At 47.6% G+C, this 13,923-nt stretch carries 13 protein-coding genes; 7 read left to right on the plus strand and 6 right to left on the minus strand.

Annotated features, from left to right (window positions below):
* Positions 1-36: 36 nt before the first annotated feature.
* On the plus strand, positions 37-285 hold the full coding sequence (locus tag LJ740_RS07485) for a DUF6482 family protein (protein WP_229528451.1): 249 nt from the start codon (positions 37-39) through the stop codon (positions 283-285).
* 7 nt (positions 286-292) lie between these two features.
* On the opposite strand, the gene LJ740_RS07490 is transcribed toward LJ740_RS07485, so the two are convergent.
* On the minus strand, positions 293-1,252 hold the full coding sequence (locus LJ740_RS07490) for an MBL fold metallo-hydrolase (protein WP_229528452.1): 960 nt from the start codon (positions 1,250-1,252) through the stop codon (positions 293-295).
* A gap of 6 nt (positions 1,253-1,258) precedes the next feature.
* Positions 1,259-1,882: a hypothetical protein gene (locus tag LJ740_RS07495; RefSeq protein ID WP_229528453.1), complete on the minus strand. Its 624-nt coding sequence runs from the start codon at positions 1,880-1,882 to the stop codon at positions 1,259-1,261.
* Positions 1,883-2,069: 187 nt separating this feature from the next.
* On the opposite strand from LJ740_RS07495, the gene LJ740_RS07500 reads away from it, so the two are divergent.
* The 3 genes from LJ740_RS07500 to LJ740_RS07510 all read left to right on the plus strand — a co-directional run bounded on the left by LJ740_RS07500 (position 2,070) and on the right by LJ740_RS07510 (position 4,522).
* Complete coding sequence (locus LJ740_RS07500) at positions 2,070-2,954, plus strand: LysR family transcriptional regulator (protein WP_229528454.1); 885 nt, start codon at positions 2,070-2,072, stop codon at positions 2,952-2,954.
* 99 nt (positions 2,955-3,053) lie between these two features.
* A complete protein-coding gene (gene zntR, locus LJ740_RS07505; RefSeq protein WP_229528455.1) occupies positions 3,054-3,461 on the plus strand; it encodes a Zn(2+)-responsive transcriptional regulator in 408 nt (135 codons plus the stop codon).
* Complete coding sequence (locus tag LJ740_RS07510) at positions 3,458-4,522, plus strand: SO_0444 family Cu/Zn efflux transporter (protein WP_229528456.1); 1,065 nt, start codon at positions 3,458-3,460, stop codon at positions 4,520-4,522. Before zntR ends, LJ740_RS07510 begins: the two co-directional genes overlap by 4 nt.
* Positions 4,523-4,583: 61 nt before the next feature.
* On the opposite strand, the gene LJ740_RS07515 is transcribed toward LJ740_RS07510, so the two are convergent.
* The 3 genes from LJ740_RS07515 to LJ740_RS07525 are packed head-to-tail and all read right to left on the minus strand — an operon-like array spanning position 4,584 to position 9,101.
* Positions 4,584-7,058 carry an ABC transporter permease gene (locus LJ740_RS07515; protein ID WP_229528457.1) on the minus strand — a complete coding sequence of 825 codons (2,475 nt, stop codon included), beginning with the start codon at positions 7,056-7,058 and terminating at the stop codon, positions 4,584-4,586.
* Between the two features lie 13 nt (positions 7,059-7,071).
* On the minus strand, positions 7,072-7,752 hold the full coding sequence (locus LJ740_RS07520) for an ABC transporter ATP-binding protein (protein ID WP_229528458.1): 681 nt from the start codon (positions 7,750-7,752) through the stop codon (positions 7,072-7,074).
* Between the two features lie 11 nt (positions 7,753-7,763).
* A complete protein-coding gene (locus LJ740_RS07525; RefSeq protein ID WP_229528459.1) occupies positions 7,764-9,101 on the minus strand; it encodes an efflux RND transporter periplasmic adaptor subunit in 1,338 nt (445 codons plus the stop codon).
* 191 nt (positions 9,102-9,292) lie between these two features.
* Here LJ740_RS07525 and LJ740_RS07530 point away from each other — a divergent pair, with 191 nt between their 5' ends.
* Both LJ740_RS07530 and LJ740_RS07535 read left to right on the plus strand, forming a co-directional pair.
* Positions 9,293-10,675, plus strand: coding sequence for a sigma-54-dependent transcriptional regulator (locus LJ740_RS07530; protein ID WP_229528460.1), 1,383 nt, complete (start codon positions 9,293-9,295; stop codon positions 10,673-10,675).
* Entirely contained in the window at positions 10,665-12,008 is a 1,344-nt protein-coding gene (locus LJ740_RS07535; protein ID WP_229528461.1) for a sensor histidine kinase, read from the plus strand. Before LJ740_RS07530 ends, LJ740_RS07535 begins: the two co-directional genes overlap by 11 nt.
* A 46-nt stretch (positions 12,009-12,054) precedes the next feature.
* Here the strand turns inward: LJ740_RS07535 and LJ740_RS07540 are convergent, their stop codons facing one another.
* Positions 12,055-12,990: a LysR family transcriptional regulator gene (locus LJ740_RS07540; RefSeq protein ID WP_229528462.1), complete on the minus strand. Its 936-nt coding sequence runs from the start codon at positions 12,988-12,990 to the stop codon at positions 12,055-12,057.
* Between the two features lie 115 nt (positions 12,991-13,105).
* On the opposite strand from LJ740_RS07540, the gene LJ740_RS07545 reads away from it, so the two are divergent.
* Positions 13,106-13,915, plus strand: coding sequence for a VOC family protein (locus LJ740_RS07545; RefSeq protein ID WP_229528463.1), 810 nt, complete (start codon positions 13,106-13,108; stop codon positions 13,913-13,915).
* Positions 13,916-13,923 lie beyond the last annotated feature (8 nt).

Raw genomic sequence — 13,923 nt, forward strand, 5'->3', positions numbered from 1 at the left:
CGGCGTTTAAATTCAAACGACAACAGGAAGTAAACTATGAACTTGCATATCGAATCCTTCGAAGGTGGTTTTTACCTGGCGGCAATCGAAGACAATAATCGTACCTGGTATCTCTACGATGAACAAAACCACCCTAAAAAGTTTAACTGTATCAATGAGATAAAATCCTTTTTAGACAATGAACGGTTTGAAAAAGTCTGGTTAAAACAAAACACGCCGTACGATGAAATGTGCGGCATGACTTCAACCACCGAAGACATGAAACTGGAACTGGAGTGGCACTAGCGCCTGTTTAGTCGAGCGGTTGCACAATAAACTGTTCGCTGACAAGTCTCCTGGGGTCAGGTGCCGTCTGCAACAACTGATGCAGTGTATCAAGTACCTGATAATTCATTGGCAAAGGCGCTTCTTCGGGCTGATAAGTTGACCCCATTGGATAGTCCACACCGGCAGTTTTGCTCATTTCAATGTGGGTGCCCAAAATAGCCGTCACCGGCAGTGACCGCGTTTGTTTAAGCAAGCGCGCAATACTGTGTTTGTAGGCTTGCCAGTCGCGTACATACAGCCTGCCCGGATACAGGCTGTCCCCGGTTAGCAACCACCCAGTTCGCTCATCAAATAATGCTATGGCATCGTCGCTATGCCCTGGCAAGGGGTATAGGGTTATTGCCCTGTCCCCCAGATCCAGTTGCGCGCTGTCTTCCGGCCAATGCAAACCATCAATCCCATAGCCAAAATGTTGTTGAATTGCTTTCATATTGCCAGCCACAACCTGGGTATGGGCCTTATCCTGAAATTGTTGGTCAGCAGCAATGTGATCGCTATGACCATGAGAATGCAACACCAGCAGTGGCTTAGCAGTATTTGCTGCCGAAGCTTCTTCGAGTATGCGGGTAACGGTAGCAAACAATGGAAAACGGCTGGCACTGGCTGTTGCGCCGGTGTCTAACAACAACGCCTTTTCCGTGCCCAATAACAGATAAATAAAGGGGGCTTCATAGTGCAGGCACTTGTTTTGGCGCAAAATATAGGTGTTTGCGTCGTAGCGAAAGATTTCAATAGGGTCAGCTTTATCCTCCTGGCAATCTGCTGCTCCATGTCGCCACTGGTATTGCTGTAATTTTTGCAGCTCTGGTGCTGGCATTGGCAAAGGTTGTTGGCCGTTTGCGAAGGTCCCACAGAGCAGGGTGCTCAAGGTCAATAGTCGTACCCGGTGACAGAGGTTTTTGATGGCTTTGCTGAAAATGCTCATTGGCGCTTAACCTTTAAAATCCTGAAATTCAACATACAGTGCTTTTTGCGAATGGCACTGGCGGAAGTTGGCTACTAACTCTGCATTTTCAAATGAGTACTCGATTGAGGTTTTGGCTGATTCTTTGAGCTGACATTGCTCTGCCAGATAAATAGCATCAAAAGAAGGGGCTGGGCCAATCAGATGCACAAACAGCAGGCGCTGCTCTGACAGCAGGATGCTATGCCATTGGTTAGGTTCAGCGTTTGCTGACACATTGCCGGTTAATTGTCGACGATATAACGGCTTTTTAAAAAATACTTCTTGCTCGCTTAGCCAAGGCTTTCCGCCGCGTTCAAAGTGCCCCTTAAACACAGTGGCATTGAGTGTTATTGATTCCCCCTCAATGAGTTTATTGAGATCAAAGTGCTCAGGCAACAAGGTCAGCATATGTTCCTCAGTTTGCTCTCCCGATATCAGCTGAGCTATTAGTTTTTCCTGGCTTTGCAGCTCGACTTCATAAATCAACTGGTAATCGTGTGGTGCCTGATACAAGGGAAGGTGGCTGGCAAAAAGACGGTCACCATCGCTAAACAACACCATGCCATGGGAACCCATGCGCTGATGATGCTTATGTTCATCAGCTTTCATTGGAACAGCTTGCGATAAACAAAAGAACAACAGTAAAACGGTTAACTTTGACATGGGCAGCAGCCTGTAAACAAATGGATTAATCCTATTTTGCTTTAACAATAGGCGTAAAAACAGCGACTAAAAGTTTATCATTGTTTCCTTTTAGGATATGGTTTTAGTTGATTTGTTTACCGGTTTTTAGGTTATGGATGTTAATGATTTGCGCTATTTTCTGGTGATTCCCCGTAGCAATAATTTGCAAACGGCCGCTAAAGCATTAAACAAAACACCCGGGGCTTTATCCAAAGCTATTCGCAGAGTGGAAGCCTTAACTCATACCCAGTTATTTGAGCGACAGGGGCGCAATATTCAGTTGAATGCGGAGGGCCGACGATTTTGCGAATATGCGCGGGTGATTGTGCATGAGTCAGAGCAGGCCATTAGTGCATTTGGCCAGGGGAAGCAAAAAATCAAACTGAACATAGCTGGCCCGCAGGTATTGCTGCAACAGGCGTTACCCAGAGTATTAGATAGTTTGCCAGCTGCCCATTATGACACTCACATAACCGCCGAGTGGGAAGGGGATGCGTTAAAACATTTACGGGATGGTAGCGCCCATCTGGCTATTGCCACCGCAGAGGCAGTAGAACAAAATCAAGGTGACCTGAGTATTATTGAACTTGGCGAAACCTGCTTCCAACTGGCCTGTGCCGCTGCACATCCGCTGCTGGCCGATAATCCGGCAACGACAATTAGCAATGAACAGATTCAAAAATATGCCTTTGCCTGCCCGGTGGTATCGCCTTTTTGCGGTATACAGCGAGGTATCGGCTCTGATGGCTGGCGAGATGATATTCTGCCGCGCAATATTGCCTACCGATGTAGCGATTTCAGTACCTTGCTGGCACTGGTACAACAGGGTAGGGCATTGGCTTATATCCCGGATTTCTGTATCAGCCAGGCAAATCTTAGTGCCCTTAAAATTACTATTCCCTGGCAATACCGGGAAAGGCTAATTCTGGCATACCAACCCAGTCAGGCGGCTGGCTGGTTGCATCGCTTCGCCAGTGATTTGCAGTCCAGCAATTAAGCTTTCCTTGGCATTCAGAAAAATTACAGTTAAACCCTTGACCCTATATCTAACTATAGGGTTTATACTTTGTTCAGTATCAGTTATTTGGGCAATGTTATGTACAAAATTGGGCAGCTGGCAAAACTGGAAGCGATCAGTGTCGAAGCTTTGCGTTTTTACGATCAACAGGGGGTGTTATCACCCGGTCATCGGGCAGAAAACGGTTATCGACTCTACAGTGAAGAAGATCGTAAAACCCTGAAGTTTATTCAGTCGGCTAAGAACCTGGGGTTTACGCTGGCGGAAATACATGAACTTCTGGATATTAAAGTAGACAGTCGTTCTCATACCTGTGAAGAAGTAAAAACCATCGCAGAGCACAAGTTGCAGGATATTCAGGAACGCATCAGGCAGCTACAGCGTTTTGAAACTACCCTTAAAAAAGTGGTGAAAACCTGTTGTGGCGGTCCGGAAAGTGCCGAACATTGCTCTATTCTGGAAGCTATTGAGGAGCGCGTGGCATGATCTTTTTGCAAAATTTTTGGGATCTATTGGTATTGTCTGCTCCCTGGTTGTTACTGGGCTATTTGATTGCAGGTGTGATCAATGTTTATTTACCCAAACAGTGGATGCAAAGTCAGTTAGGCAAGGCCAGTTTCGGTCATTCGGTTAAAGCCGCGTTTATTGGTGCGCCTTTGCCGCTGTGTTCCTGCGGTGTTATTCCCACTGCCCTGGGGCTGCGTAAACGCGGCGCCTCTAAAAATGCCACGGCCTCTTTTATGGTGGCCACTCCCGAAACGGGCGTGGATTCAGTGTCTGTGACCTACGCCCTGATGGGGCCGGTTATGGCCATTGCCAGACCCATTGCTGCGATAGTCAGTGCTATTGTGGCCGGTGAGTTGGTGAGGTTAACTGATAAACCGGAAGCGCCAAAGACCCAAACTCAGGTTCATTCCTGTTGTGGCAGTAAAAAGGCCGAAGAAGAGCCGGAGCAAAAGGGGGTTGTAGAGGTTCTGCAGTTTTCTTTTGGCAAATTACTGGGGGATACCGCCAGTTGGTTATTGCTGGGTTTGTTTTTTGCCGCCCTGGTACAAACCTGGGTACCAGAGTCCTTTTTTGTGCAATGGGGTGACAGCATTTTAACTATGGTGGTGATGGTGCTGGTCAGTATTCCTATGTATATCTGCGCCACAGCATCAACCCCGATTGGTGCCGGTTTTATTCTGGCGGGCGTATCGCCGGGCAGTGTCCTGGTGTTCATGCTGACAGGACCCGCAACCAATCTGGCCACCTTAGGCGTATTAGGCAAAGAACTGGGAAAACGTGCCATTGTGGCTTATCTGGTGGCGGTTATCGGCACCGCAGTGGGCATGGGACTATTGCTCGACTGGCTGTTGCAGTACACAGGTTGGCAAATTGATGTGGCTGAGCAATTGCATCAGCATCAGGACAGCCTGATCTACACGGTCAGTGGATTGGTTTTGAGTCTGTTAATGGTGCGTTATTACCTTATGCAGGCCATCAACAAAATAAACCGAAGACATTCAGCATCTGAACAATCGGCAAATGCGTCTGAATCACTGTAAGTAAAAACTCCCGTGCTTCGTCCTTGAAGACACGGGAGAACGGGAACGGTTGCTTTGAGTATTATTCGTAGCGCAGTGCCTTGATGGGTGTTGCCTGGGCTACCTTAGTCGCTTTGCCACCTACCGTGAGCCAGGCGATGAGCAGTGCCAGCAGACTGGCTGTCAGACAACTGCCCAGTACCCAAAGTTCACTGATGCGATAAGGAAATATCTGTAACCAGCTAAGCATCAACATTGCAGCGCCAGCACAACCAATGAAGCTGGCGAGCAACACCGGTTTGGAAAATTGCCAGGTGAGCAGTTTGACGATATCCAGAACGCTGGCCCCCATGACTTTGCGGATGCCAATTTCTTTAAAGCGACGTTCGGCAGTGAAGCTGGCCAAACCAAACAAGCCCAGGCAGGAGACAATGACGGCCAGACTGGAAGCTATCGCTAGTAACAGTGCCTGCTTTTGTTCAGACTGAAAATCTCTTTCGATTACTTCACTGACATAGGTGCGTACAAAGGGTAATTCAGGCACCTGTTCCTGCCAGTAGCGCAGCAGCGTCTGCTCTGCTCTTTGCGGCGCATCTTCAAAACGTACCGCCAGAAAACCGATGCCGCCGTAGTCCACGAAAATGTAAACCTCCGGACGAATACTTTCTCTGACTGTGCGATAATTGATATCGCTGATCACTCCAATAACTGTGGCAAATATGGTCATGTCGCCCCATCGATACTCCAGTACCTGACCCAGAATATCTTCGTTACTGGCAAAGCCAAAGTGAGCCACCGCCTGTTCATTCACCATGGTATTAATTTGGCGGGTCTCCGGGTTTTGGTGCAATAGTTGAAAATCCGGACGCACATCGGAACTGATATTTAAATCGAAATAACGGCCTGTTATTACTTTGGCATTAAAGGTGTCCAGAAAGCCCTCATCCACATTACGAAACGAAATGGTTTCGCTAAATTGGGAGCCATCTTCCCGGTTGAATGACAACCCCAATTGCCAATTAGTGGCCATGGCCGGAAACATGTTGATGTATGTGGCGGCTTTCATGCCGGGTAAGTCCAGAACCTGTTCTCTGAGCAATTTTTGGCGAGACTGCTGGGCAACGGGTTCACGACCTACACCATGTAATATCACAATATGGTCTTTGTCGTAGCCAACTTCCAAATTCATGGCGTGCTGCCGTTGCGCAAACATCACCATGGCACAGACGATCAGGGCTATAGAGATGGAAAATTGAGCAATAACTAGCAGGTTTCGCAACATCAGACTGCCGGAGGTTTCTGCAGATTTATTGGCTTTCAGTACTCTGGCGGGGCGAAATGCAGACAGTACCAGCGCCGGATAAACGCCACCCAATATGCCTACGGTCAGCACCAGACCTATCATGGCCAAAGTGTTTACACCCAGATAGTCAAAAACCAAATCTCGCTCTAAAAACTCACTGTAAAAGGGCAGAGCCAGTTCTACCAGCATTAGTGCCAGCACCAAAGCGATAACGGTAATAAAAATGGTTTCACCCAAAAACTGCAGGATCAATTGTTGTCTGGAGGCGCCCATTACCTTGCGCAAGGCGACTTCTTTCGCACGGCGTGTGGAACGGGCCACAGACAGGTTGGTAAAGTTGATGCTGGCAATAAGCAGGATCACCAGCGCAATACCTGAAAATATTGCGATGTTGGTTTTACGCCCCGGTTGATTGATGTACATCTCATCCAGCGGAATTGCCTCAAACGCGATCCAGTCTTCCGGTTGGGCATAAGTTTCCTGGACAAATTCCGGAACAATTACTTTGTCTTTAACCAGCTGTTCCATGCGCTCATTAATGTCCCCAATGTTGGCGCCGGGCTTCAGTGTTATCAAAGTCATGTTGTTGCCACCGCCCCAGTTGGTGAACAGCCAGGGCTGAGTTTCCAGGTAGTCCTCTTCAACTATTTTTATCAAGGCTGTGAGACCTTCAATATTAGTGTTGTGGGCAACGTTGGCATACACAGCACCTACTCTGAAGTCTTTAACTATACCCCAGCTTTCAATGGTGATGATTTCACCAATGGCGTCTGTGTTGCCAAAATATTTGATGGCCAATTGTTCAGACAAGGCAATGGCGGCATTGTCGTTAATGGTGCTTTGCAGATCACCTGCTAAGGTATCAAATTGCAAGATATCTATGGTGTTGGGATCGGCAAAATAGAGAGGTTCTTCGTAGATATCATTGCGGGTTTTGACTATGGGCCACTGTCGATTCATGCGGGTTGCTGATTCAAGCTGATCCGGAAAATAGTCTAACAGCACCTGCTTTAAAGGGCCGGGTGCGACATCAAAAGTTTGGGCCTCAGCACCTGTAGTAAAATAGGTGGTCTGTACCAGGTAGGTGCGTTCTGCAGCGGGCCAGTGCTCGTCAAAACTGGTTTCATCCTCGATAAAGATAAACAACAACAAACAGCTGGCCAGACCCACTGCCAGGCCCAGTATATTGATGCTGCTGTATAGCCGGTCGGCGATCAGGTTGCGCCAGGCAATTTGCAGATAATTCTTGAACATCTTGATTGCTCCCTCAGGCTGCCTTCACGCTTTCTGTGACAACCTTGCCATCAAACAGGTTAACGGTTCTGCTGGCATAGTCAGCGTGGGCCGGGCTGTGGGTCACCATCACTATGGTGGTGCCTTCTTTGTTCAACTGTTGCAACATTTCCATGACTTCCTGACCGTGGGCACTGTCCAGATTCCCGGTGGGTTCATCGGCTAAAATCATCGCCTGATCGCCGACTACCGCACGGGCTACCGCCACGCGCTGCTGTTGACCTCCGGATAACTGGCCTGGCATGTGATTCGCTCTGTGACCAATGCCCACTTTGTCCATCACCTGCAATACCCGCTGACGCCTTTCCTGAGCCGGAATATCGTGATAAAGCAGGGCCAGCTCAATGTTTTCCTGAACAGAGAGTTCATCAACCAGATTAAAACTCTGAAAGATAAATCCGATATTGTGCTTGCGAATGGCGCTGAGCTGTCGCTCGCTGAACCCGGAAATTTCCTGATCCAGAAAATGGTATTCACCGCTGCTGGGTGAGTCGAGCATACCCAAAATATTGAGTAAGGTGGATTTCCCGCAACCAGACGGGCCCATTATCGCCACGAATTCACCCTGTTCGATGTTCAGAGAAACCTGATCAAGCGCAGTGGTTTCGATGTCGTTAGATTGATAGACACGAGAGAGGTTATTCAGCCTAATCATACAGTTATCCTTTAGTTTTTCAGGGTTAAACGTTCAATGTCCTGGTATTCGCCATAAGAGGACACAATTACGGTTTCACCGGCACTAAGGCCAGAGAGAATTTCAATGTATTGGTTGTTGCGGCGGCCGCTGCGTATTGCGCGTTTACTGGCTTCACTGCCATCTTGTGAAACAACAAATACCCAGTTGCCTCCGGTGTTTTGAAAAAATGCGGCGTTGGGTAACATCAGTGCCGGTTCAGCGTCACCTAGTTGCAGTTTCACCTGTAAGGTTTGCCCACGGCGAATATCGGCAGGTCGGGCATGATCAAATTTCAGGTCCACTTCAAACTGGCCATTTCGCACCTGAGGGTATATTTTGCTGATTGTCAGTGGGTAGCTTTCATTGTTGCGTATCAGGCTGGCACTCTGTTCCAGGTCCACCCGGCCCAGATAAAACTCATCAATAAAGGCGCTGAGTTTGAAATCATCCGGCGTGTCGATTTGTCCCAGTCGGCCACCCCGGGTGATGCTTTGACCAATCTCCACGTCAAACCCGGATAACTTGCCATCTACCGGGGCTTTTACATTCATATTGTCCAGGTTTTGCCGGGAAATCTCTAAGGCTCTTTCCAGTTGTTCACCGGTAGATTTCAGAAACTGCAGTTGCTGTTGCTGCATCATCTCATCGGTGTGTTGGCTTTCCAGTGATACTGCCAGTGTTTGCTTGTACCAGTTCAGGGTATCCCGGGTGTCATCTACCTGATTCTTGGCGATCAGATTATTTGCCAGTAATTCCTGCTCGTGACTAAGTTGACGGGAAAATATGCGGATCTGGTGATTGATATCCAACAAATTGCGTTTGTGCTGCAGCCGGTTTTGTTCTAACTGCAACTCAATAGAGCGCATGTTGTTGAGCTGCTCTGCCACCATGGCTTCATTACTGGTGACACTGAGCTGCAGCGAGGTGTTCGACAGTCTGGCAATCATATCCCCGGCTTTGAGGAGCGTGCCATCTTCCACAAATAAAGCTTCCACACGCCCACCTTCGATGGCATCCAGAAACACCGTTTTAGCCGGTGTTACCCTGGCGCGGAGAGGCAAAAAGTCTTCAAAAATACCCTGTTCCACCCTGGCCAAACTAATTCGCTCAGATTGTACTGACAATGCTCTTTGGCCGGTTTTGGAAAATACCAGTACCCCAACAACGCCCATGACAATGGCAATTATCCAGGGCAGCGTTTTGCGCCACATTGGTGTTTTAGTGTTGAGTTTTTTGTCCATCGCTGCGCCTGAACGGCCCTGAGTGGTGTGCCCAGGTGACGGCATCTTAATGGGTTTTTTCTGTTGGCTTTGCAGTTCCACGGACATTGCTGGCTCTATTGCTCTGCTGTTTCAGTATTGATTTGCAGTGACTAAATCAAGACTTGTGCCAATTACTAAGTTATTGAAAAATAATGGTTAAATATTTTATTGCAATTAAAATCAGGGTATAGGTGTACGAATCCGAACACTTGCTGTACGGTATTGAACAGTTTCAGTTAACCGTAAGCCTGTGAAGTATGTCAGTAGATAGCCGTATACTCATCGTCGACGATGATGAGGATATTTTGGTGGCCAGCAAGTTGTTGCTTAAGCGGCATTTTTCCGATGTTGTGATTTGCAATCGGCCGGAGCAAATACCGGAGTTGATGGATAAGCAGCATTTTGATGTTATTTTGCTGGATATGAATTTTGGCCCGGGGGAGAGTAGTTGCCAGCAAGGTTTTAGCTGGCTGACACAAATTCTTAAGATCGATCCGCAGGCGGTGGTGATTCTGATCACGGCACACGGAGCCATTAATTTGGCCGTAGACGCGATGAAACTCGGCGCCACCGATTTTGTTGCCAAACCCTGGCAAAACGAAAAACTGGTAGCAACGATTTCTTCTGCCTGTCAGTTGCGCCACTCCCGCACCGAAGCCAGCCGATTGCAAAAAACCAACAAAGCGTTGTCCGACGCCATCATACAATCCGAAACTCAACCTATGATTGGTAAATCAGCGGCTCTGTCCAGAGTCAAACAAATCATCAACAAAGCGGCGGCAACAGAGGCCAATATGCTGTTGCTGGGGGAAAACGGCACCGGCAAAGAAATGTTGGCCCGCACCATTCACGCCAGCAGCCATCGGGCGGATAAGGTGTTTATGAGCATAGACCTGGGCGCTGTACCCGAAAGCCTGTTTGAAAGTGAACTGTTTGGTCATAAGAAAGGCGCCTTTACCGGAGCCAAAGAAGACCGGATCGGAAAATTAGAAGCTGCCAATGGAGGGACTTTGTTTTTAGATGAAGTGGGTAATTTACCGCTGCACCTGCAAACCCGACTACTGACAGTACTGGAGCAACGCCAGGTAGTGCCACTGGGCAGCAATCAGGCGCAGGACATTGATATTCGTTTGCTATCTGCGACTAACCTTGCCCCTGAAAAACTACATGATGAAAATTGCTTCCGGCAGGATTTACTGTTTCGACTCAACACCGTTGAAGTGGTATTACCGCCACTGCGTGAGCGCAATGAAGACATTGAAGCTATCGCCTTATACTACCTGGATATGTATGCCCGTAAATACCACAAACTGGCATTACAACTGCAAAGCGATGCATTACAGGCGTTGCGGGATTATCATTGGCCCGGCAATATCCGTGAGTTGAAGCACGCGTTGGAAAGGGCTGTGATTTTAGCCGAAGGCAGTGGCATTGGTGCCCACGATCTACAATTGCAAAAGGCCATTCCTGGCAATCAGGCTGTGGAAATTCAGGCACAAGATCTCAATCTGGACAGAATCGAAAAGCAGACTATTCAACAAGCCCTCAGAAAGCACAAATACAACATTTCTCATACGGCAAAAGCATTGGGATTAACACGGGCAGCCCTGTACCGGAGGATGGAAAAACATGATCTTTAAGCGTTACTCCGGCCAGCTATTTTTGCGGGTACTGCTGCTGGCTGTCAGCCTGTTTGTATTTGCAAATTTATTCCCGCAAGAAGGCTTCCTGATGACTCAATCTGTGTTGGGATTGTTGATTTTGTATCAGTTCTGGGGCGTGCAGCAGCAGGTTCAAAAGACCAATCAGCAAATTGCCCGTTTTTTACAGGCGTTGCGCTATCGGGACTATTCAGCCCGCTTTGATTTTACCGGCTACGGCGATGGTTTTGATGAATTAGGTCGCGAAATCTCTCATATCGTGCAACAGGAGCAGCGCCGCCGGGAAGCGCAGGAAGGTACAAAACAATGGTTAAAATCCGTCATTGAACATGTGCCAGTGCCTTTGCTGAGTATTCACGCTGATGGTCGAATTACCCTTTGGAATAATGCCGTGAGGCGGCTGTTTAACAGCAGTACAATCACCCGTGTGGATGAACTTAAGAGCTATGGTCATGAGTTTTACAGCGCGATGCAAGGGGCTGAAGGCTCTGAAAGGCGTTTAGTGCGATTCGTGGCCGATGGCATGGAGCATCAGCTCAGCATTTCAGTGCGTCAGGTGGTACACAGCGGTCAGCATGACCGGGTGATTTCATTGCAGGACATAGCCTCTGAACTGGATAAAGCGCAATTAGACGCTTGGCAGGATTTAGTGAAGGTGCTGACCCATGAAATCATCAACAGTATTACCCCGATAACCAGTCTGGCCAGTACCGCCGATGCTATTTTGGCGACCTCTGCAACCCGCCTTTCCGAAGAGGATTTAGGTGACGCCAGAGAAGCGGTCAGCACCGTGGCAAAGCGCTGTGAGAACCTGCTGGGATTCGTCAACAGTTACCGCAGTATCACCCATTTAGCCGTGCCGGATAAAAAGCCGGTAAAAATCGTGCCGTTACTGAATCGCATCCATAACCTGTTTCAACAACAGTGGCGTACAGCTGGCATCGTATTTCAGCTCAGCGCAGAACATGAGGCCTTGGAGGTACGCGCCGACCCGCAAATGTTGGAGCAGTTGTTTATCAATTTATTTCGCAACGCCGAGCAGGCCAAATCAGCACAACAGGTGGAACTTGCACTTGAAGTGAGGGTTTTTCTGAATAAACGCAACAAGCTGGTGGCAGTGGTGAAAGACGATGGTATCGGTATTGCACCTGAGATCCGGGAAAAGATATTCGTGCCCTTTTTCACCACTAAAAAAGAGGGGACAGGCGTTGGACTGGCGTTGGCTCGCCAGATCATGTTGGTCCATGGGGGCAGTATACGGCTGGATGATATCGACGCACCAGGTACTCAGTTCACCCTGGTATTTCCGTAAAGTGTGTTCAGCAAAGACAAACATAAAGCACGGCAAATTGCCTTAATTAAGTTAATTCAGGCATCTTGTCGGCTGTCCAGTTGTCCCAGTATGGTATATCACGTCCCAGGTTTTCTACCAGAAACTCAATAAAAACCCGGACTTTTTTGGGCATGTATTGCCTTTCTGGAAATACGGCATACAGTGTTTTGTGAGGCACTTTATAGTCAGTTAAAACAGGGATGAGGTTTCCCTTGCTAATTTCCTGTCCCACGACGAAAGTAGGTAACCGGCCAATTCCGATCCCGTGAAGTAACGATTCGAGTAACGCTTCACTGTTGTTCACTTCATAGGTTCCGGAAATTCTCACTGTTTCTTCTTTGTTATCCTTCAAAAATGTCCATTCATTGACCCTGGCCTGGTAGGTGTACAGGATACAGTTGTGCGAAGTTAACTGTTGCGGTGTCTCTGGTATCCCATGCTGCATCAAATATTCTTTTGATGCACAAACAACGCTATGCAGCGGGGTTAGTTTTCTGGCAATCAGAGATGAGTCAAATAATTCACCACCTCTTAGCGCAATATCAAAACCCTCCTCAATAATGTCGCTTTGTCGGTCACTCATATCCAGATGAATACTTATCTGCGGATATTTCTTCAGGAACAGGGGGATCAAAGGGGCAACATGCAACCGGCCAAATGACATTGGTGAACTCATTTTTAATGTCCCTCTTGGGTTTCGTTGTAACTCTGTTGCTGCGTGTTCTGCGTCTTGCGCGGAACGCAAAGCTAATATTGCATGCTCAAAATAACGCTCTCCCGCCTCTGTTAAACTTAGCTGTCTCGTAGATCTGTGCAATAGCTTGACGCCTAATTGAGCTTCGAGTCCTGAAATACGTTTACTCACCGCTGACTTGGTGATGTTGAGTTTTTCAGCGGCACTTGAAAAGCTGCCATATTCAACGACGCTGACAAAGACAGGTATAGACGAAATATCTTGCATACAGGTTTAATTGTTGAGTTGTGTTCAACAATTATGTTCCAAACGACAGGATTATCAAACAAAAAGAAACCAAATAGACTTAAGGCCAACTTTATTCAACTTAGGAATAGGAAAAATGGTCCGTCTTGAACACGTAAACCTGGTGGTTAAAAACATCGACAAATCCCTGGAATTTATATTAACGGCGTTCCCCGACTGGCAGGTGCGTGGCACGGGTGAAACACAGAGGTATGGTAAAAAGCAGAAATGGCTGCATTTGGGGACCGGGGAATACTACCTATCCCTGAATGAAGGGGAAGGTAGTCCCAACCCAAAAGAGCACTCCGACGGTTTGGCACATATTGGATTTGAAGTGGATGACATGGAGTCGATAGCAAAGCGCTTAAAAGACAAAGGTTATGAGGTAACGACTATTGGTGCGGATCATCCCTTTAGAAAAACGAGCTATTTTGCCGATCCAGCAGGAATTGAATATGAATTCATCGAATACCTAAGTCATAAACCTGCCGAAAAAAACATGTATGGAGGTGAAACAACCAGTATCACTCGTCTGAAAACAAACCCGGCATACAACATGGCTGGCCGGGACTTAGTGCAGGATCTATACAAACGGGCTGTTGATGGTAAAAACGTTGCACACCTCAGTACATTACTGTCTGAAAATGTCAGGTTTCGATTGGGTAATTTTCCTCCGGTAATTGGGAAACACGAAGTTTTGGAATCAAATCGTTCATTTTTTTCCAGTATCAAAAGTATGGCCCATACAATAGACAATGTATGGACAGATGACGACCAGGTCATATGCAATGGCATTGTCGATTATGTCAGGTTGAACGGAACTGACCATTCGGCCTTTTTTTCTACTGTTCTGACTATCGAAGACGGAAAGATCACAGACTACCTCGTCTACGCTGATTTATCCTAATTATAGCT

It is taken from the genome of Planctobacterium marinum (assembly GCF_020687805.1).
GTDB lineage: Bacteria > Pseudomonadota > Gammaproteobacteria > Enterobacterales > Alteromonadaceae > Planctobacterium > Planctobacterium marinum.

Excerpts from the sequence above, each read along its gene's own strand:
- LJ740_RS07485 (WP_229528451.1), top strand. The coding sequence starts at position 37 with ATGAACTTGCATATCGAATCCTTCGAAGGTGGTTTTTACCTGGCGGCA.
- LJ740_RS07530 (WP_229528460.1), top strand. The coding sequence starts at position 9,293 with ATGTCAGTAGATAGCCGTATACTCATCGTCGACGATGATGAGGATATT.
- LJ740_RS07510 (WP_229528456.1), top strand. The coding sequence starts at position 3,458 with ATGATCTTTTTGCAAAATTTTTGGGATCTATTGGTATTGTCTGCTCCC.
- LJ740_RS07540 (WP_229528462.1), bottom strand. The coding sequence starts at position 12,990 with ATGCAAGATATTTCGTCTATACCTGTCTTTGTCAGCGTCGTTGAATAT.
- LJ740_RS07490 (WP_229528452.1), bottom strand. The coding sequence starts at position 1,252 with ATGAGCATTTTCAGCAAAGCCATCAAAAACCTCTGTCACCGGGTACGA.
- LJ740_RS07520 (WP_229528458.1), bottom strand. The coding sequence starts at position 7,752 with ATGATTAGGCTGAATAACCTCTCTCGTGTCTATCAATCTAACGACATC.
- LJ740_RS07495 (WP_229528453.1), bottom strand. The coding sequence starts at position 1,882 with ATGAAAGCTGATGAACATAAGCATCATCAGCGCATGGGTTCCCATGGC.
- zntR (WP_229528455.1), top strand. The coding sequence starts at position 3,054 with ATGTACAAAATTGGGCAGCTGGCAAAACTGGAAGCGATCAGTGTCGAA.
- LJ740_RS07535 (WP_229528461.1), top strand. The coding sequence starts at position 10,665 with ATGATCTTTAAGCGTTACTCCGGCCAGCTATTTTTGCGGGTACTGCTG.
- LJ740_RS07515 (WP_229528457.1), bottom strand. The coding sequence starts at position 7,058 with ATGTTCAAGAATTATCTGCAAATTGCCTGGCGCAACCTGATCGCCGAC.
- LJ740_RS07545 (WP_229528463.1), top strand. The coding sequence starts at position 13,106 with ATGGTCCGTCTTGAACACGTAAACCTGGTGGTTAAAAACATCGACAAA.
- LJ740_RS07500 (WP_229528454.1), top strand. The coding sequence starts at position 2,070 with ATGGATGTTAATGATTTGCGCTATTTTCTGGTGATTCCCCGTAGCAAT.
- LJ740_RS07525 (WP_229528459.1), bottom strand. The coding sequence starts at position 9,101 with ATGTCCGTGGAACTGCAAAGCCAACAGAAAAAACCCATTAAGATGCCG.